This window comes from Aeromonas sp., assembly GCF_050633025.1.
In the GTDB taxonomy this organism is placed as follows: Bacteria; Pseudomonadota; Gammaproteobacteria; order Enterobacterales; family Aeromonadaceae; genus Aeromonas.
In genome coordinates this window covers 1-18,741 of the sequence record NZ_JBODRQ010000074.1, presented here as the reverse complement: position 1 = coordinate 18,741, position 18,741 = coordinate 1, and the positions used below count along the sequence as shown (strand labels likewise).

Here is an 18,741-nt window from a genome sequence, read left to right as displayed (position 1 = left end):
GTGGTCAAAATTGGACGCTGAAAACCCCGGAAACCTGGTCATTTTTGCGCGCTGATCAACATACAACGCTGCTGACTCTCATCCCGATGTGCGGGGATGGCGATATTTAAAGTGCCTTATATGCCAACAAACAAGATTTATCGTTCATCAATTGAGCAAATTGCACGCTCTGTTTGCGGTTCATCTTGATAACAAAATGATTTCAAGGGAGAAAAGGGCTCCTTAACTATGGTCAGTGAAGGGGCTTTTTTTGTATTATTCCCCTCTTGACCTTATTTAGCCTAAAGGCTCCTGTACCGGGAGTGGTGACGAGGAAGACATGCAACAGCTTGAAGAAGTAGTCGGCCAAGCCAGAGCCGAAATTGAGGGTGTGAGCGATATCGCGGCTCTCGACGAAATCCGGGTCAAATATCTGGGTAAAAAGGGCTTTTTTACCGAGCAGATGAAGGGCCTGGGCGCTCTGTCTGCTGAAGAGCGTCCCGCCGCTGGCGCCGTGATCAACCAGGCCAAACAGCAGGTTCAGGATGCCCTGAACGCATGCCGTGAAGCCCTCGAAGTCGCTGTGCTGAACCAGAAATTGGCTGCCGAGACCATCGACGTCAGCCTGCCGGGCCGCCGTATCGAGAATGGTGGCCTGCACCCGGTAACCCGCACCATCGAGCGTATCGAGCGCCTGTTTGGCGAGATGGGCTTCAAGGTTGCCCGTGGTCCCGAGATTGAAGATGGCTTCCACAACTTCGATGCGCTGAACATTCCGGCCCATCACCCGGCACGTACCGATCACGATACCTTCTACTTCAATCCTGATTTGATGCTGCGTACCCACACCTCCGGTGTGCAGATCCGCACCATGGAGCATCAGCAGCCGCCGATCCGCATCATCGCGCCGGGTCGCGTCTATCGTAACGACTACGACATGACCCACACCCCGATGTTCCATCAGGTTGAAGGTCTGCTGGTTGACGAGCATGCCAGCTTTACCGAGCTGAAGGGCATTCTGCACGATTTCCTGCGCAACTACTTCGAGGAAGACCTGACCATTCGCTTCCGTCCTTCCTATTTCCCGTTTACCGAGCCGAGTGCTGAAGTAGATGTGATGGGCAAAAACGGCAAGTGGCTGGAAGTGCTGGGTTGCGGCATGGTGCACCCGAACGTACTGCGTTCGGTCGGTATCGATCCGGAAAAATATTCCGGCTTTGCCTTCGGCATGGGCGTTGAGCGCCTGACCATGCTGCGTTACGGGGTCAACGACCTGCGTGCCTTCTTCGAAAACGACCTGCGCTTCCTCAAGCAGTTCAAGTAAGGGCGAGAGAACATGAAATTCAGTAAATCCTGGGTGATGGAGTGGGTCCGCACCGAGTTGAGTGACAATGCACTGGCCGAGCAGATCACCATGGCTGGTCTGGAAGTGGACGCCGTGGAAGCGGTTGCTGGCCAGTTCAACAATGTAGTCGTGGGTGAAGTGGTCGAGTGCGCCCAGCATCCGGATGCCGACAAGCTGCGGGTGACCAAGGTCAACGTGGGCGAGGCCGAACTGCTGGACATCGTCTGCGGCGCGCCGAACTGCCGTCAGGGCCTGAAAGTGTGTGTGGCCAAAGTAGGGGCGACCCTGCCGGGTGATTTCACCATCAAGAAAGCCAAGCTGCGTGGGCAGCCGTCCCACGGCATGCTCTGCTCTTTTAGTGAGCTGGGTATCGACGTTGAAGCCGATGGCATCATCGAGCTGCCGCTTGACGCCCCCATCGGGACCGATATCCGCGAATACCTCGCGCTCAACGACGTCAGCATCGATGTGGATCTGACCCCGAACCGTGCCGATTGCCTCGGCATCGCAGGTCTGGCCCGTGAAATCGGCGTGCTCAACAGTGTTGACGTGGTCGAGCCGACCTGGGCACCAGCTGTTGCCACTATCGATGCCACCTTCCCGATCCGGGTTGAAGCAACCGCCGATTGCCCCCGTTATCTGGGGCGCGTCATCAAGGGGCTGAACCTGCAGGCCCAGAGCCCGCTCTGGATGCAAGAGAAGCTGCGCCGTGGTGGTATCCGCTCCATCGACGCCATTGTCGACATCACCAACTACCTGCTGCTGGAATACGGTCAGCCGATGCACGCCTTCGATCTGGCTACCCTGGAAGGGGAACTGGTGGTGCGCCGTGCCCACGCTGATGAGCCGATGACCCTGCTCGACGGCAACGAAGTGAAGCTCAAAGAGACCACCCTGGTGATTGCCGATGCCAAAGGCCCTGCCTGCATGGCCGGTATCTTCGGTGGCAATCGCACAGGTGTCAGTGAGACCACCACCGACATCCTGCTGGAGTGCGCCTTCTTCGCGCCGCTCTCCATCACAGGCCGTGCCCGTGCCTATGGTCTGCACACCGACTCCTCCCACCGCTTCGAGCGCGGGGTGGATCCCGAGCTGCAAGCCAAGGTGATGGACAGAGCCACCCGTCTGCTGCTGGATATTTGTGGTGGAGAGTGCGGCGGTGAAGCCGGTCCGGTCATCGAGGTCAAATCCGATGCCCATCTGCCGAAAGCGGCCCCCATCCGCTTGCGTCGCAGCAAGCTCGACAAAGTGATCGGTATCAGCGTGGCTGACGCTCAGGTGGTCGAGATCCTGACTCGCCTCGGTATGCAAGTCACTGTCGATGCTGACGGTTGGACCGCGCTGGCACCCTCCTGGCGTTTCGATATCTCCATCGAGGAAGATCTCATCGAGGAAGTGGCCCGCATCTACGGCTACAACAATATCCCGAACCTGAAACCCGCCGCCTCTCTGGCGATGGTGGAGCAGGCAGAAGGGCAGGTGACCCTGAAGCGCGTACGCGACCTGCTGGTTGACCGCGGTTTCCAGGAAGCGATCACCTACAGCTTCGTTGATCCCAAGACCCAGCAAACCCTGTTCCCGCAGAGCGATGCCATCGTGCTGCCGAACCCGATCTCGGTCGAGATGTCCGCCATGCGTGTCTCTCTGTTCCCGGGTCTGGTGCAGGCCGTCGTTTACAACCAGAACCGTCAGCAGCCGCGCGTGCGTCTGTTCGAGCAGGGTCTGCGTTTCATCAAGGATGAAAGCGCCGAGAACGGCATCCGTCAGGAGCCGATGCTGGCCGGTATCATCACTGGCAACCAGAGCGACGAGCACTGGGACATCAAAACCCGCGCAGCCGACTTCTTTGATTTGAAAGGGGATCTGGAAGCGGTGCTGGACTTGACCGCCGAAGGGGCCACCTTTACCTTCGAGCGCACCGAGCACAGCGCCCTGCACCCGGGCCAGAGCGCAGCCATTCTGCGTAATGGCGAGATCATCGGCCACATCGGCGTGATCCACCCGAGCCTCGAGAAGAAGCTGGGTCTTAAGAGCCGCGCGGTGATGTTTGAGCTGGAGTTGGACAAGCTGACCCCGGCCAAGGTACCTGTGGCTGCCGAAGTTTCCAAGTTCCCGGCGAACCGTCGCGATATTGCCGTCGTGGTCGATGTTGCGGTTCTGGCAGGTGATGTGCTAGCGGTAATTAAAAAAGTTGGCGGAAATCAGGTAGTTGGAATAAACTTGTTTGACGTATACCAGGGTGCTGGTATGGCCGAGGACAAGAAGAGCCTGGCCATCACTCTTGTTCTGCAAGATACCCAGCGCACTCTGGAGGAGAAAGAGATAGCCGAGACCGTAGATAATGTTGTGCGGGCCCTTGGTGAAGAGTTGAATGCATCCTTGAGGGATTGATCTATGGCGCTTACCAAAGCCGATATTGCAGAGCACCTGTTCACCCAGCTCGGGATGAGCAAGCGTGAAGCCAAAGATATGGTGGAAGCCTTCTTTGAAGAGATCAGACAAGCGCTTGAGCGTGGTGAACAAGTCAAGATTTCAGGCTTCGGTAACTTTGACCTTCGTGAGAAGAATCAGCGTCCCGGACGCAACCCCAAGACGGGCGAGGATATTCCTATCAGCGCCCGTCGCGTGGTGACCTTCCGGCCTGGCCAGAAGCTCAAGGCCAGGGTAGAAAATGTTGAACCCAACGAGTGATAAAAAGCCAGGCAGATGCCTGGCTTTTGTTTTCAGATGACCAAATTCCCCGTTTTTCTTCTGGGTGCCGTGCTGGCCCTGCCGTTGCATGCCAAGCCATTGCAGACCACGTTGCTGCCGTTGGCGCCGGCGACCCAAACTTATGTAAATTCACTTAGCCAGCTTTCGCTCTGCTATCCTGCGACGCTTCCTCCACCATACCTGATGGCTGAGGGGGGGCTGCTCAAGGATCGCCTTGCCCGGTTGCAGGAGCTGTTCCCGGTTCCGCTGGTGCTCAAAGAGTTGCCCGATTGGCAGACATTGCGCGATGGGCTTGCAGAGGGTAACTGCGACATCATTCCCTATGTCGGAACCCGCATGAAGGCCGTGGAGGGCATGCGGTTAAGCCGTCCGATGATGGAGACAGATGCCGCCATCCTCTACAAGGGTGAAAATCTCAAACAGGCCCGCTTTCTGGTCTACTCGGTGGCAGACTCAGCCCGCCTGCTGCACGATCTCTATCCTCAGGCGCGCATTATTTCCCTAAAAAGCGGAGAGAAGGTCTACGACGCGCTGCAGAGCGGCAAGGGTGATGCCTACCTGGGGGACTATCTGCAACTGCGCTATCTGATGCGCGAGTTTCCTGCCGATGGGTTGCGCCTGCGTCGCCTGTTTGGTGAGGATCGGATCATCAGCTATCGCCTGATGATGCGTGATCAGCCTGAGTTGGCCAATCTGGTGGACACCCTGATCCGGCATATGCCCGCCGGTACTATCTATACCGATCTGGCCCGTTATCTCGATCAGGGGTCGCTCTACGTCAACCAACCCCACTTCAGCGATACCGAGCAGGCCTGGTTATCCGGCCGCGGGCGTACCATTCGCCTAGTGGTCAATCCCGAGTTGATGCCCTATAGCGGCGTCAATGAGTTGGGGGAGGCGAAAGGATGGAGCGCGGATGTGCTGCGCTGGGTCACCCAGGAGACCGGCCTGAAATACAAGCTGGTGCCTGCCGCCAGCAAAGCGGAGGCAGTAGAAAAGCTGCGTCGTGGTGAGGCGGACATGATGGCTGGTTTGCCGGAATCCCCGACATTGACGGATCAGTTCATTTTCAGTCGGACGATCTCCACCAACCGGTTTGCCTTGATCAGCAAGCGCAAGGTGGCTGCCGATCACATCAGCCAGCTCATGCGGCAGCGTATTCTGGTGCCGGAATCTCTCTACGACCCCTCCTTGCTCGCCCTGCTCGGTGATCAGGAGTGGGTTCTTACCGACAGCCTTGAGCAGGGACTTGCGGCTATTCGGCAGGGCAAGGCTGACGCCATGCTGAGCGAGCTATATCAGCTGCAATATCCCCAGCGCACGAACTTGCTGGAAGGGCTCGATATCGAAGAATTGGAGGATCGTTTTGGTCTTGGTTTTGCCATCAACAAGGAGCAGACCGAACTGGCTGCGGTGATGGATTGCAACCTGATGGCCCTGACCAATACCCAGATCGATGAGCTCAACCAGCGGTGGCGCCGTTTGGTAGTGATGAAGCAGTCCGGGGTCAGCTACGGAGCCTGGTTTGGCTCCATCGCGCTGGCGCTGTTGATCAGTGGCATCGTCATCGGCGGGATCTGGCGCTCGCGACAGCAGCTGGCCCGCGAGGTCGCCCAGCGGCAGGCGGCAGAAAAAGCGCTGGCAATCGAAAGTGAATTGCGCGAAACCATGTTTCAGGCGTTGCCGGTGCCTGTTTATTTGCGCAACAGTCAGGGCCAGGTGATCAAATCCAACAAACAGGGGCGGCGTTTGGCCCTGCGCTATTCAGAGCAATTGATGCTGCCGCCAGTACAAGTTCAGAAGAGTGAAGGGGAGCTGGTGTTGGGGGATCAGGTATTCGCCTATGTCCAACATCCGCTGCGGCTCGACAAGCAAGCGCCTGCTACCGATCTCATCGCCCTGTCGGATATCAGCGAGCTGCGTGAGCAGGCCCGTTTTCTGCGTCAGGCAGAGCGCCGCCTGCGCGCCCTGACCAATACTGTGCCCGGTGTGGTGTTGCAGTTTATGTTTGAGCAAGGAGGGGTCGGGGCCATCGAGTTTATCAGCCGGGGCTCTTACGAGTTGCTGGGACTTGCAAGCCAGCAGATCCGCCGTGAGCCCAAACGGGTGCTCACTATGCTGGAGCGCGAGGATCTCAGCCGGGTACGGCGCGACATGTTCACCATGCTGCAGGCAGGCAAACCTTTCTCGTTCACCCTGCGTTATCACCATCCGACCAAGGGTGTGCGCTGGTTGCAGTTTTATGGCCGTGGTCGCAGTCAGCCGCTGGGCTGGCGGATCTATGCGGTGATGCAGGATGTGACCGACCGGGTCGAGCAGGATCAGGCATTGCAGCACTCTCATGAGCAGGCGCAACAGGCGGTTCAGGCCAAGGGCCGTTTTCTGGCAGCTATCAGCCATGAGATCCGTACGCCGATGAACGCCATTCTCGGTCTGCTGGAGTGGCTGGCCCGCACTCCCTTGTCTCAGGAGCAGGACTCGGCACTGGCGCGAGTGCGGCAGGCGGGGGATGAGCTGCTCGGCCTGCTCAACGATGTGCTCGATTTCAGCCGCAACGAGAACAGCAAACTCTCCCTCTCGCCCCGGCCCACCGATTTCGCCGAACTGTGCGAGCACGTGGCGGCGGTGCACTGGACCAAGGCGAGGGCCAAGGGATTGCAACTGCGCCTGCAGCTGGATCCGGCTCTGCCTGCTCTGCAGACCCTCGATCCTCATCGGGTACAACAAGTGCTTCACAACCTGCTCTCCAATGCCATCAAGTTCAGCCTGCGTGGGGAAGTCGTGTTGTGGACCGAGCTGTCCGCATCGACTTTGCGCTTCGGCGTGGATGATCAGGGGCCGGGGATCACCGCCAAGATGCGCCCAACGCTCTTTATGCCGTTCGAGCAGTTTGCTGTGGCAGGGCAACTGCGGGCGCCAGGCACAGGTCTTGGTCTGGCGATTTGCAAGCAGTTGATCGAGCAGATGGGTGGCCTTATCGATGTCGAGGGACGCGTTGGTGGCGGTAGCCGATTCTTCTGCGAGTTGCCCCTGAATCGGGTGCAGCAGGATCCGGATTGGCGGCCCAAGGTGCGGCAGCTGGCGCTCTCTTTGCCTCACGATGAGGCGCAAGCCATTGCTCCCTGGTTCAGCCGATTGGGTGTTGCCATCGTCAGTAACGCGGTTGATATGCTGCAAGCCGAGGTGGACGAGAAGGGACTCTACTATTGGTCATGGCAAGGAGAGTCCTGGGTGCCCGGCACCATCATCACCCTGCTGCAGCCACGGTTGACACCGGATCAACCGGTCTACGGTACCCAGCCAGGACTTGGCATGCGGGTACTGCTGGTTGAAGATCACGATGTCAATCGCGAGCTGATCAGCCTGCAACTGGGCCAACTTGGTGCCAACGTTATCACTGCCGCCAACGGGCAGCTGGCGCTGAAGATGCTGGCGCAGCAGGAGGTGGATTTTGTACTGACCGATCTGCAGATGCCGGTGATGAACGGGGCCGAGCTGTGCAGGCAATTGCGCCAATCCGCGCGTTGGGCCCGTCTGCCGGTTTATGTGATCACTGCCGATCTCAGTGAACAGGCGGCGAAGGAGCTTCAATCCTGCGGCTGCGATGGCCATCTGGATAAGCCGGTCGCTCTCAGGGAGCTGGCGGCCTTGCTACGCCATATCGCCAAAGAGGGGAGCAATGCTGTCGTCCCGACACCGGCTGCCTCACTGCTGACCGATGAACTGGCCAGCCTTTATCTGAAGGCCACTCGTGATGATTTGGCCGAACTTGAGCGCTGCAGCACAGAAGAAGATGAAGTTGGCGTGAATGCTGCTTTACATAAATTGAAGGGGGCCGCCAGAATGGTAGGGGCGACTGCGTTGGTCGCGGTCATTGAAGAGTGGCAACAGGCGCCCCATCCGATGCTGCAAGCCAGATTGAACCGGGCACTGGATGAGTTCAGCCAGCACTTTTCAAAGAGGGCTCAAGATGATCATCACTGATGAAGAATTGCTGGCGTTGCTCGATTCGGAAGAGCATGAGGCGGCAGGATTTTGCCCCATAGTGCTCTATGCCCTTGATCGCTCCGCCTACGAGTTGGCCAGCGCGATGAAATTGCCCTCCTATGTTACGCTGCACCGCACCCAACCGGATGCCTGCTGGCAGTGGGAAGGACTGTTTGCGGCAGGTGCCATTGCCCTTTATGACCCCGCCGCTCATCAGCAGGCGGACTACTTCCCCCAGTTGCTGCAGCATGAGGGGATTTACGCGATTGGCGAGGATTGGCTGGATGGGCTCGTGACCAGTTATCGTGCCTGGATCAACTGGCTGGCAAGCAGGCGTGTGTTGCTGCTCGAAGATCACCCGTTTCAGGGGATGCAACTGCAACAAGCCGTCGCCTCGCTGGGGCTATCCTGCCAGTGGGTGCAAGATGAATCGGCTTGTCTTGCGGCGCTAGCTGCGGGGGATATCAGCCTGCTGGTGTGCGATCTTAGTCTGGTGGAACAGGATGCCATCAGTCTGCTGATGAACCAGCCGCAACTTCAGCGCAGCGAGTTGCCGATCATTCTCTTGTCAGCTCATGAACAGACATTGATCGATGGTGCCCGCCGTCTGCTGCACGATGCCGGTTTCAATGTTCTGGCTGCACTGGCCAAGCCACTCGATGAGAATGAATTGCTCCGGTTGTTGCGCGGACTTTACTTGGGGCCTCTGCGACAGCGTCGTCTGAGTGGTCAGCGCCGCTCCATTCGCCGTTGGCAGGGGGAGGTGCAGGGGCAGCTTGGCCTGCTATCCAGCCCGGCGACCCCATATCCGGTCTGGCTGGCAGTGACGGGCTTGCCCGGTCGCTGGGAGGCGCTCAGGGAGTGGCTGACGGAGCAGTCACGCACCCCATCCGAACTGACCCTGCTGATCCACCGTCGAGACCACCTGCTCGGCAATGCTGATCGCTTCGCGCTGGTGCTGCAAGCCAGTCTGGCGGGAAGCAAGCTGGCGCTACTGCTCGATAACAGCCAGCATCTGCCATTCGACCTGCTGGAGCGCTTGCCGCTGAGTGCCTTGCTGTTGGGGCAGGGGATCTTGCCCGAGATGGAGTCCTTGGCCGACGACTCCCTGCTGGGACGCTTTATGGCCCGGGTTCGAGAGCTGGGGATTGCCATCTATCTGGATGATCCCTACAACCTGCTCGACGTCGAGGTGTGGCGGGAGCGCGGTATGACGGGGCGCTGGTAAATCATGGCGCGCTACCACTGTTGGTCCATGCACCGGGAGCACCTTGGCAAGGGGCTGGAGGGCTGGCTCCATCCGGTTTCCCGGGCCGCGTTACCACTGGCGATGCAGGTCGCCGAGGTGCCTTGCCTGCTGCGCGAGCTGCATGGTGTGGCGCCTTCCCGCATGCTGGCCGCTTATGATGCATTGAGTGAAGAGAGCATCTATCTGCGCTTTATGCGCCCGAAACGGACGCCGCAACCGGAGCAAGTTGCCCACTTTCTTGATTACCATCCCGAACAACAGATCTCGCTGCTACTGACCGATCTGGCCGGTGAGCCGCTGGCTCAGGCGCAATCAATCCGCCGCCGCCTTCATCCCGATCGGGCGGAGTTCTCCTGCATCGTGGCGGATCACTTCCAGCACAAGGGGGCGGGACGACGGATTCTGCTGGCGCTGGCACTGCTGGCCAGGGCGGACGGGATCCGGGAGTGGACGGCGGAAGTGCTGGCCCAGAACCGGCCCATGCTGACCCTGCTCAAGCGCCTTGGCTTGCCGCTGACCCTGGTGACCGGGCGGGAGATGGTCTTTGTCAGGCTGGATCTGTCGGTACTGGATGCCTGGTTACCCGTGTTGCCAGCGGAGCCGCTTAAGACCAAGGGCGAATAGTGACACTTTTTTCCCTGTGCTAAGGTCACATTTATTGTACGGGGATAGACGGAGCAGCTTATGGCGCAGTCATATAAACATATCGTGATCCTGACCGGAGCGGGGATCTCTGCCGAATCCGGCATCAAGACTTTTCGTGCCTGCGACGGTTTGTGGGAAGAGCACAAGGTCGAGGATGTGGCGACCCCCGAGGGGTATGCCCGGGACCCCGAACTGGTGCTGCGCTTTTACAACTCCCGCCGCAAACAGCTGCAACAGCCCCAGGTTCACCCCAATCCGGCCCACTATGCGCTGGCCCGCCTCGAGCGACTGCTGCCCGGTTCGGTGACGCTGGTCACCCAGAACATCGACAATCTGCACGAGAGCGCTGGCAGCAAGAACCTTATCCATATGCACGGCGAGCTGCTCAAGGCCCGCTGCCCCGAGTCCGGTCAGGTGATCGAGTGGCGCGGCGATCTCCATCAGGACGAGCTCTGCTCCTGCTGCCAGTTTCCTCAGCCGATGCGTCCCCATGTGGTCTGGTTTGGCGAGATGCCGCTCGGGCTGGATCGCATCTACAGCGCGTTGGCCCAGTGCGACCTCTTTATCTCCATCGGCACCTCTGGCGCTGTCTATCCGGCCGCCGGGTTTGTCCATGAGGCGGGCCTCAACGGGGCCCACACCATCGAGCTCAATCTCGAACCGAGCGAGGTGGGTAGCCAGTTTGACGAGAAACGCTATGGCCCAGCCTCCCTGCTGGTGCCCGCCTATGTCGATGAGTTGCTGGAGGCGTACGGCATCCATCAGCCCAGACAGATCGAGGGGCACAACAACTGGATGGAGATGCGTGAACGCTAGGGATCAGGTGTGACAACAAAGCAAAAGGCGACCCGTGAGTCGCCTTTTTGTTATGTGATGATTTTATCTGCTGCGTTTTTGTCCGGTAGCAGAGGCCCGTTACGATTGTTCGGGTTGGGAGCACAGGATTGCCTGATCACCAGGTCAGGGTCGACGGTGATCTGGTGGTTATCCACCGCTTCGTCGTTGATGCGCGCCAACAGGCGGGTGACGGCGAGGCGCCCCAGCTCCTCTTTGGGCTGGTTGACGGTGGTGAGCGGCGGCGACATAAATTCGGCCAGCGCCACATTGTCATAGCCGATGATGGAGATATCCCGCGGGATCACCAACCCCGCCTGATGGGCGGCACTGATGGCCCCCATCGCCATCATGTCGTTGCAGACAAAGAGGGCGGTGGGGCGCTCGGGCAATGCCAGCAGACGAGTCATCGCCTGATGGCCGCTGGCGCAATCAAAATCCCCCTCCTGGATCCAGTCGGGATTGACAATGAGCCCGGCTTCTTGCAGCGCCTGCTCGAAACCTGCCTGCCGCTGGTTGGCAGGGGCGCGGCTCTGGGGGCCTGTGATGCAACCGATGGCGGTATGGCCCAGCTCAATCAGATGGCGGGTCGCGAGATAACCACCGTGGAAGGAGTTGTCGGCGATAAGATCCACATCCTCGCTGACCAGCCCCCAATCCATCACCACCACCGGCAGGCTCTTGAGCCAGTCGAGCTGATTGAACACCTCTTGCTGCCCTTCGCTACACATGATGAGCAGGCCATCGACCCGCTTGCGCAGCATCATCTTGAGGTAGGAGAGGGCGGTTTCCGCCTGCCCCTCGGTGTTGCCCAGCATCAGGTTGTAGCCCTGCTCGAAGCAGTAGCGCTCCACCCCGCGCACCACCTCGGCGAAGAAGGGGTTGCTGGAGGTGGTGACCAGCATGCCGATACTGTTGGTCTCCTTCACCTTGAGGCTGCGGGCCACCAGACTCGGGGCGTAGTTAAGATCGCTCATGGCGGCGAAGACCCGATCCCGGGTCTCCTCGGCCACAAAGCGGGTCTCGTTGATGACGTGGGAGACGGTGGTGGTCGACACCCCCGCCAGCGCCGCCACCTCCTTGATATTGGCCATCAATGCCCCTGCGCAGTCTGCTCAAGCAGGAAGGTGTCGACCTCCTGCTTGCTCGGGATGGAGCTCTGGGCACCGAATCGGGTGACGGATAGCGCTGCCGCCCCGTGGGCAAAGCGCACCGCCGCGTCAAAGTTGGCGCCGGCCAGTTCCGCCGCCAGCAGGGCACCGTTGAAGGTATCGCCCGCGGCAGTGGTATCCACCGCCTTGACCCGAAAGCCCGGGATGAGCTGTTGCTGCTGTGCGTTGCTGCAATAGACCCCCTGTGACCCCAGGGTGATCATCACGTCCGCAATCCCCATCTGGTGGAAGCGGGCAGCCGCCTCGCGGGCGCTCGCTTCGTCGGTGACTTTGACGCCGGTCAGCAGCTCGGCCTCGGTCTGGTTGGGGGTGATAAGGTCGACCAGTGCCAGCAGCTCGCTTGAGAGCGGGCGAGCAGGGGCGGGGTTGAGCACCACCCGTGTGCCGTGGGCGCGAGCCAGGCGTGCAGCTTCATGAACGCTCTCGAGCGGCACCTCCAGTTGCAACAGCAGGGTGTGGGCGTCGGCGATCATCGCTTCGTGGCTTTTCACTACGGCAGGGGAGAGGGCCCCGTTGGCTTCGGCGGAGATACCTATGCTGTTCTCCCCCTCATCGTTCACATAGATGATTGCGATACCGGTCGGGAGCTTGGGATCGAGTTCGACGGCGCTGACGTCGATACCGTCTTTGGCAAAGCCGGTTTTCATCTGGTGGCCGATGGCGTCATCACCGATCCGGGCGATAAAGGAGACGGCGGCGCCAAGGCGGGCGGCAGCAACCGCCTGATTGGCCCCCTTACCACCCGGGACCACCTGATAGCTGTGGCCGGTCAGGGTTTCACCCGGGCGAGGAAAGTGGGGAACGCGCAGCACATGGTCTGCATTGACACTGCCCAGAACGACGAGACGATTCATGTTGACTACTCCTGATGCATCTTGGCTTGAACACTGTGATGGAGTAAGCCCAAGCCGGGAGGCACCTGAACGAGAGGGAAAAGGGGAGGCGAACCTCCCCTCGAGCACTTACTTGCTAACTACTTGCAGCGGTACCGGAATGGATTTCTCGACCGGCTGACCTTTCAGCACCTTGTCAGCACTCTCGACGCCGATGGCACCGATCAGCGCAGGTTGCTGGGCCACGGTGGCGGCCAGTTTACCCTTGGCAACGGCGGCTTTGCCATCGTCAGTGCCGTCGAAGCCGACGATCATCACCTCTTTACCGGCAGCCTGCACCGCGCGGATGGCACCCAGCGCCATCTCGTCGTTCTGGGCGAACACGGCTTGCACGGTCGGGTGGGCTGCCAGCAGGTTTTCCATGACGTTCAGACCCTTGGTGCGGTCAAAGTCGGCGGGCTGGGAAGCCAGCACCTGCAACTTGTTGGCTGCCACGGCAAGGGCAAAACCTTCGCCACGGTCACGGGCGGCGGAGGTACCGGCAATCCCTTCCAGCTGGATCACCTTGGCACCGGTACCCAGTTTCTCGGTGATAAAGTCACCGGCCAGCTTGCCGCCTGCCACGTTGTCGGAGGCGATATGGGCCTTGACCTCACCCTGCGCAGCGCCGCGGTCCAAGGTCAGCACCGGAATGCTGGCCTTGTTGGCGAGACGGATGGCATTGCCGACCGCTTCGGAGTCGGTGGGGTTGATCAGGATGGCGCCGACCTTGCGTACGGTGAGATCTTCCATGTTGGAGAGCTCTTTGGCCGGGTCATTCTGGGAATCCAGTACCACCAGCTCGTAGCCAAGCTCTTTGGCTTTGGCTTCGGCACCCTCTTTCATGGTGACGAAGAAGGGGTTGTTGAGGGTGGAGACCACCATCGCCAGGGTATGGTCGGCAGCCTGGGCGGTGCCCAGCACGGACATGATGGCGGCAGCGAGCAGGGTATTGAGCTTTTTCATCATTTCATTCCTTGTGTGTGGCTTGTCTTATTAACGGTTGCTTTTGTTATCGATCATCACGGCAAGCAAGATCACGCTGGCCTTGGCGATCATCTGGTAATAGGACGATACGTCGAGCAGGTTGAGGGCGTTGTTCAGGAAACCGATGATCAAGGCACCTATCAGGGTACCCATGATGCGGCCCTTGCCCCCCATCAGGCTGGTCCCACCCAGCACCACGGCGGCGATGGCATCCAGCTCGTAACCCATGCCCGCCGTCGGCTGGGCAGAGGAGAGGCGAGAGGTAACGATAAGCCCTGCCAGCGCCGAGAGCGCGCCGCACAGACCATACACCGCCAGCTTCACCCGATCCACATTGATACCGGAGAGGCGGGTGGCAGACTCGTTACCGCCCAGCGCGTAGATGTAGCGACCGAGACGGGTGTGGTTGAGCATGAACCAGGCGAGCAGGAAGACGATGGCCATCAGCCAGATGGGCACCGGCAGACCGAACAGGTAACCGGTACCGAGCCAGGCGAAGTGATCGGCGCCGTCACTGAAACCGGTGGAGATGGGGCGACCCTCGGTATAGACCATGGTAATGCCGCGCAGGGCGGTCATGGTGACCAGGGTGGCGATAAATGCCTGCACCTTGCCTTTGGCAATGATGAGGCCGCTGACGCCGCCCAGCAGGGCACCAGCCCCCAGAGTGAGGGGCACCACCAGCCAGATGGGCAGCTCCATAGCGACCATAGTCGCCGCCAGCGCACCGCACAGGGCCAGTACCGAGCCGACCGACAAATCGATACCGGCGGTGAGAATAACCAGCGTCATACCGACCGCCATGATGGCGTTGACCGAGGTCTGGCGCAGGATGTTGAGCAGGTTGTCGGCGGTGAAGAAGTTGGGGCTCAGGAAGGAGACCACACCAATCAGGACCAGCAGGGCGACCAGGGATTTGTTCTCGATCCACCACGCCTTGCTCATGACGCCACGGCGGGAAAGGGTTTGGGTTGTCATTGGGATGCCTCTTGCTCTGCTTGCCACTGTTTACCGACTGCCGCCGCCATCAGCTTCTCCTGATTGGCATCGCGGGTGTTGAACTCTGCGCTGATGCGCCCTTCGTGCATTACCATGATGCGATCGCTCATGCCGAGCACTTCCGGCATCTCGGAGGAGACCAGAATGATGCTCATTCCCTCCTTCTTGAACTGGTTGATCAGCTGATAAATTTCCTTCTTCGCCCCCACGTCGACGCCGCGGGTCGGCTCGTCGAGGATCAGCACCTTGGGCCTTGTCAGCAGTCCCTTGGCGATGGCTACTTTCTGCTGGTTGCCGCCGGAAAGCAGCTTTATCAGCTGATCCTGACTCGGGGTCTTGATGTTGAAGAGGCGCACATAGTCGCTCACCGCCTGTCGCTCGGCCTTGCCGTCGATCTTGCCGTTGCTGATGAACTCGTCGAGGGCGCAGAGGCTCATGTTTTCGCGCACCGACAGCTCCAATACCAGCCCATCCCCCTTGCGATCTTCAGAGATATAGGCGATGCCTGCGGCCAGACCATCGGCCGGGCTTTTGGGCACCAGCGCATGACCGTCCACTGCCACTTCGCCGGCGCTGATGGGGCTGGCGCCATAGATAAGCTTCATCAGCTCGGTACGGCCGGAGCCCATCAGACCACTAAAGCCCAGAATTTCCCCCTGACGCAGGGAGAAGCTCACCCCGCGTACGCCGGGACCGGCCAGATCCTTCACCTGCAGGCTGACGGGGCCAAGCTCGCGCTCAAGACGCGGATACTGCTCTTCCAGTCGGCGACCCACCATCATCTCGATGATCTTGTCTTCATCCAGATCGCTCACCGCCTTCTCGCCGATCCACTTGCCATCGCGCAGCACAGTGACCCGATCACAGATCTCGAAGATCTCCTTGAGGCGGTGGGAGATATAGACGATGCCGCAACCCTGCTCACGCAGCTCGCGGATAACCTTGAACAGTTGCTCGGTCTCGGTATCGGTCAGCGCATCGGTCGGCTCGTCCATGATGATGACGCTGGCATCGAACGACAGCGCCTTGGCGATCTCCACCATCTGCTGTTCGCCGATGGAGAGATCCCCGAGCCGGGTATCAGGCCCGTGCTTGACACCAAGTCGCGCCAGCAGGCCGCTTGCCCGTTCGCGCAGCTGTTTGTGGTCGATGCTGCCAAAGCGGGTGCGCGGTTCGCGACCGAGGAAGATATTGGCGGCAATCGACAACTCCGGTAGCAGGTTCAGCTCCTGATGGATGATGCTGATCCCCTGATCCTGAGAGTCGCGGGGGCCCTTGAAGTGGACCGGCTGACCGCGGTAGCTGACGCTGCCCGCATCGGCCTGATAGATGCCGGTCAGCACCTTCATCAGGGTGGATTTGCCGGCGCCATTTTCACCGAGCAGGGCCATCACCTGGCCCGGATAGACCCGCAGACCCGCTTCGTCGAGGGCGCGCACACCGGGGAAGGTCTTGACGATCCCGGTCAGCTCCAGAATGGGTGAGAGGGGAGAGGTTGTGCTCATTTGCAGCTTCCTTGAAGAGGCCTTCTTTGAAGAGTTCAGAACGCCACACCGGCGCAGAGGATCAGGTTGGTGTAGGGGGTCACCTCGCCGCTGCGCACGATGGCCTTGCTCTGGCGGGAGCGGGTCTTGAACTCCTCGTGCAGGCAGTATTCGATGGCGATGGGCTTGCCCTGGGCGGTTGCGTGGGCCTCAAGCTGCTCGACCAGCGCCTGATGGGCGGCGGGGCTGATCTGCTTGATCTCTGTTGCCATGATCACCTTCTCCACCACCAGATCGGTGAGCAGGGCGGTCAGTACGGTTGCAAGGCTGGGGGTGCCCGCCATCAACGCCAGATCGATCCGCTCCGGACCGGCCGGAATGGGCAAGCCCGCATCGCAGACGGTGATCTCGTCGGTGTGGCCCATCTGTGCCACCAGAGCACTCAGGGGAGCATTGAGCAGTGCGCCTCGTTTCATACAGCACCTCATCAGGCCTTGGCCCGTCAATCTGTGAACCGCTAGGCAACCGGTTACGCAACCGGTTGCGTCATGGCGCAAAGATATGCTTTTTGGGATGGAAGGGCCACGGCAAAACCACGGAAATGTGAAAACGATCTCAAAGGCGGAAGAAGAAGTGCAGGGGAGGAGGCAGGAAGGGTGTCAGCAGAGCCCTGACACCCTTGTTATTTATCGAGCTATTGATTTTATGGTTAGTTGGCCAGTGCCTTGGCGACCGCCGGACGGCTCAGCATGCGCTGATAATGATCGGCAACCTTGGGGAATTCACTGATCTCGACCCCATCGCTTTTCAGCCAGCCCGCGACCACGAACAGATAGATGTCCGCCACGCTGAACTGCTCGCCCTGCACCCAGGGGCCTGCCAGATAGTGCTGCTCAATCTGGGCAAAGCCATCGCGCATATTGCTGGCGACTTTCTGCTGCATGGCGGCAATGGCCTGCTCGTCATCGGCCCAGCGGCTGCCACGGCGACCGTGGGCGTGGGACACATGCACGGTGGAGGCGAGGAAGAGGTTGACCTCCTGCATGCGGGCCAGCAGGAACGGGATATCCAGCTGCGCCAGCCTGGCGGTAGGGAAGCCTTGAGAAGCCACTGGCAGCGATCCCGATAGCGCTTGGTGCACACCATGGTCCCTTGTTCAGCGCCATCCACTTCGTTCGCCACCCCGTTGATGACGGATTTCATCGGCATGAATAAGCGAGGCCGATTGGACCTGCAGCTTGATGGCGGGCAGTGTCCCGTCATTATCCCTCGTAAGGGAGGGAAGAGTGGTGCAGCACGATGCGCACCTTGCCATCATCCCCCTTCTTGAAACCCCAGGTCTTGTCGACCGTGGTCTCCTTGTTATCGCGATCCACCAGATGCACCTTGCCCATGGTCAGCGCCATGTCGCCGTTGATATAGACGGCGGCATTGTCATAGCGATAGCTCTGCCAGTTTTTCAGGGCGAAACCTTTATCGGTGGGGTAGGCGCTGTTGTTGCCGACAAAGTAAGCCAGCGCCCCCTCGCGGGTGGTGCGAAAGGTCTGCTCACCACCGGCAAGGGTCGGTTTGAACAGCACCGGCCCTTGCTGGTAGCCATAGGCACTGTCGAGCACCGCCTCGGCGGTCGCCTTGGCGCGCTCAATGCCACCGGCCCGATAGTCATCGCTGATCTTGATAAGCGCCGCGCCCCAGGCATCCTGCGCCGCCTTGATCTCCGCCTCGGTGATATTGTTGTTGGTGATCTCGGCCGCGCTGAGTGCGCCGCTGGCGGCAAGCAGGACGAGGGCAAGGGTGCTCTTCTTGAGGTGCAACATCATTGTTTTCAAACTCCTGATAGCGATAAACGAGCGAGCAATATAGCGAAGGGGCATGAACGGTTTTTGAACAGTCCGTTCAGGATTGGGTAGTAAAAAGGTCAGTATATAGCTGAAGGTTTGTGAGTTTGTTGGTAAGGGCGCTGGCTAAATTAATGTCGGATGCTTGTATCCAACGCGAATTTTTACCGACAAAAGCCCCGCCAAGTTAATTGGTGGGGCATATCTATCAAGTACTTTACTGAGCCCAGTCAAGGTGATTGGATTTGAAAAGATCGACGCCGGTTTGTCGTATCGAGTCTATCCACGTTGTAGCACCTTGATCGCTTACCTTGTAGTGAGTAATGGCGATCTCCTTGATGATCCTGTGTTCGTTTTCAAGGGTTGTGGGCATGAGCCCTGCATCATCGGTATTGATACAGACCCTGACCGGCCCACGGCGCAGACCGAATCGATTTGCGCTGTTACCGGCTTGCAAAGCCTCCGTTGTTGGCGGGCTCCAGCGGAATATGGGGTGCTCTTCATAGCTCTCCAATCGGCCGATATAGAGGTTGGAAGTCGGGCAGGCCTCAAGCACCCACTGGTTTTGGCTGAACTTTTCCAGCATCAGATCTTGCAGTGCCTCATAAAACTCCAGATCGTCATCCGTCAAATACTCT

General features: G+C 59.5%; 15 protein-coding genes and 2 pseudogenes. 7 read left to right on the top strand and 10 right to left on the bottom strand.

All coding sequences use genetic code 11. The features are described from left to right. Positions 1-319: 319 nt before the first annotated feature. The 7 genes from pheS to cobB are packed head-to-tail and all read left to right on the top strand — an operon-like array spanning position 320 to position 10,733. Positions 320-1,303, top strand: coding sequence for a phenylalanine--tRNA ligase subunit alpha (pheS, locus tag ACRAUW_RS11305; protein ID WP_431362358.1), 984 nt, complete (start codon positions 320-322; stop codon positions 1,301-1,303). Positions 1,304-1,315: 12 nt separating this feature from the next. Next, on the top strand, positions 1,316-3,715 hold the full coding sequence (gene pheT, locus ACRAUW_RS11300) for a phenylalanine--tRNA ligase subunit beta (protein ID WP_431362357.1): 2,400 nt from the start codon (positions 1,316-1,318) through the stop codon (positions 3,713-3,715). 3 nt (positions 3,716-3,718) lie between these two features. After that, entirely contained in the window at positions 3,719-4,015 is a 297-nt protein-coding gene (gene ihfA, locus ACRAUW_RS11295; RefSeq protein ID WP_005300715.1) for an integration host factor subunit alpha, read from the top strand. 15 nt (positions 4,016-4,030) lie between these two features. Then, positions 4,031-8,020, top strand: a complete 3,990-nt coding sequence (locus tag ACRAUW_RS11290) for a response regulator (protein ID WP_431362356.1) — start codon at positions 4,031-4,033, stop codon at positions 8,018-8,020. Beyond that, positions 8,007-9,251, top strand: coding sequence for a response regulator (locus ACRAUW_RS11285; protein ID WP_431362355.1), 1,245 nt, complete (start codon positions 8,007-8,009; stop codon positions 9,249-9,251). Before ACRAUW_RS11290 ends, ACRAUW_RS11285 begins: the two co-directional genes overlap by 14 nt. 3 nt (positions 9,252-9,254) lie before the next feature. Beyond that, positions 9,255-9,896 (top strand): GNAT family N-acetyltransferase, encoded by a 642-nt coding sequence (locus tag ACRAUW_RS11280; protein WP_431362354.1) that lies wholly within the window; start codon positions 9,255-9,257, stop codon positions 9,894-9,896. Positions 9,897-9,956: 60 nt separating this feature from the next. After that, positions 9,957-10,733 carry a Sir2 family NAD+-dependent deacetylase gene (gene cobB, locus ACRAUW_RS11275; protein ID WP_431362353.1) on the top strand — a complete coding sequence of 259 codons (777 nt, stop codon included), beginning with the start codon at positions 9,957-9,959 and terminating at the stop codon, positions 10,731-10,733. A gap of 50 nt (positions 10,734-10,783) precedes the next feature. Here the strand turns inward: cobB and ACRAUW_RS11270 are convergent, their stop codons facing one another. The 10 genes and pseudogenes from ACRAUW_RS11270 to ACRAUW_RS11225 form a co-directional block, all read right to left on the bottom strand. Then, the gene (locus ACRAUW_RS11270; RefSeq protein WP_431362352.1) at positions 10,784-11,845 is read right to left on the bottom strand and encodes a substrate-binding domain-containing protein; all 1,062 of its coding nucleotides are present in this window, start codon (positions 11,843-11,845) and stop codon (positions 10,784-10,786) included. After that, complete coding sequence (gene rbsK / locus ACRAUW_RS11265) at positions 11,845-12,777, bottom strand: ribokinase (protein WP_431362351.1); 933 nt, start codon at positions 12,775-12,777, stop codon at positions 11,845-11,847. The genes ACRAUW_RS11270 and rbsK overlap by 1 nt, the downstream gene beginning before the upstream one ends. Before the next feature lie 108 nt (positions 12,778-12,885). Continuing rightward, entirely contained in the window at positions 12,886-13,761 is an 876-nt protein-coding gene (gene rbsB / locus ACRAUW_RS11260; protein ID WP_431362350.1) for a ribose ABC transporter substrate-binding protein RbsB, read from the bottom strand. A 30-nt stretch (positions 13,762-13,791) separates the two neighbouring features. Continuing rightward, on the bottom strand, positions 13,792-14,760 hold the full coding sequence (gene rbsC / locus ACRAUW_RS11255) for a ribose ABC transporter permease (RefSeq protein WP_005336670.1): 969 nt from the start codon (positions 14,758-14,760) through the stop codon (positions 13,792-13,794). Further along, the gene (rbsA, locus tag ACRAUW_RS11250; RefSeq protein ID WP_005336668.1) at positions 14,757-16,286 is read right to left on the bottom strand and encodes a ribose ABC transporter ATP-binding protein RbsA; all 1,530 of its coding nucleotides are present in this window, start codon (positions 16,284-16,286) and stop codon (positions 14,757-14,759) included. Before rbsA ends, rbsC begins: the two co-directional genes overlap by 4 nt. A 35-nt stretch (positions 16,287-16,321) precedes the next feature. Continuing rightward, entirely contained in the window at positions 16,322-16,741 is a 420-nt protein-coding gene (gene rbsD / locus ACRAUW_RS11245; protein WP_431362349.1) for a D-ribose pyranase, read from the bottom strand. A gap of 233 nt (positions 16,742-16,974) precedes the next feature. After that, positions 16,975-17,367 (bottom strand): annotated as a pseudogene (locus tag ACRAUW_RS11240) (glutathione S-transferase C-terminal domain-containing protein); the annotation flags it as partial. Further along, positions 17,360-17,520, bottom strand: a pseudogene (locus tag ACRAUW_RS11235) (IS66 family transposase); the annotation flags it as partial. The pseudogenes ACRAUW_RS11235 and ACRAUW_RS11240, both read right to left, overlap by 8 nt. A gap of 7 nt (positions 17,521-17,527) precedes the next feature. Then, on the bottom strand, positions 17,528-18,085 hold the full coding sequence (locus tag ACRAUW_RS11230) for a hypothetical protein (protein WP_431362348.1): 558 nt from the start codon (positions 18,083-18,085) through the stop codon (positions 17,528-17,530). Positions 18,086-18,320: 235 nt separating this feature from the next. Continuing rightward, positions 18,321-18,741 (bottom strand): hypothetical protein (locus tag ACRAUW_RS11225; protein ID WP_431362347.1); only part of this gene is annotated, 421 nt, incomplete at its 5' end.

Excerpts from the sequence above, each read along its gene's own strand:
- rbsB (WP_431362350.1), bottom strand. The coding sequence starts at position 13,761 with ATGAAAAAGCTCAATACCCTGCTCGCTGCCGCCATCATGTCCGTGCTG.
- ihfA (WP_005300715.1), top strand. The coding sequence starts at position 3,719 with ATGGCGCTTACCAAAGCCGATATTGCAGAGCACCTGTTCACCCAGCTC.
- pheS (WP_431362358.1), top strand. The coding sequence starts at position 320 with ATGCAACAGCTTGAAGAAGTAGTCGGCCAAGCCAGAGCCGAAATTGAG.
- rbsC (WP_005336670.1), bottom strand. The coding sequence starts at position 14,760 with ATGACAACCCAAACCCTTTCCCGCCGTGGCGTCATGAGCAAGGCGTGG.
- ACRAUW_RS11285 (WP_431362355.1), top strand. The coding sequence starts at position 8,007 with ATGATCATCACTGATGAAGAATTGCTGGCGTTGCTCGATTCGGAAGAG.
- cobB (WP_431362353.1), top strand. The coding sequence starts at position 9,957 with ATGGCGCAGTCATATAAACATATCGTGATCCTGACCGGAGCGGGGATC.
- ACRAUW_RS11230 (WP_431362348.1), bottom strand. The coding sequence starts at position 18,085 with ATGATGTTGCACCTCAAGAAGAGCACCCTTGCCCTCGTCCTGCTTGCC.
- rbsA (WP_005336668.1), bottom strand. The coding sequence starts at position 16,286 with ATGAGCACAACCTCTCCCCTCTCACCCATTCTGGAGCTGACCGGGATC.
- pheT (WP_431362357.1), top strand. The coding sequence starts at position 1,316 with ATGAAATTCAGTAAATCCTGGGTGATGGAGTGGGTCCGCACCGAGTTG.
- rbsD (WP_431362349.1), bottom strand. The coding sequence starts at position 16,741 with ATGAAACGAGGCGCACTGCTCAATGCTCCCCTGAGTGCTCTGGTGGCA.
- rbsK (WP_431362351.1), bottom strand. The coding sequence starts at position 12,777 with ATGAATCGTCTCGTCGTTCTGGGCAGTGTCAATGCAGACCATGTGCTG.
- ACRAUW_RS11290 (WP_431362356.1), top strand. The coding sequence starts at position 4,031 with ATGCCTGGCTTTTGTTTTCAGATGACCAAATTCCCCGTTTTTCTTCTG.
- ACRAUW_RS11280 (WP_431362354.1), top strand. The coding sequence starts at position 9,255 with ATGGCGCGCTACCACTGTTGGTCCATGCACCGGGAGCACCTTGGCAAG.
- ACRAUW_RS11270 (WP_431362352.1), bottom strand. The coding sequence starts at position 11,845 with ATGGCCAATATCAAGGAGGTGGCGGCGCTGGCGGGGGTGTCGACCACC.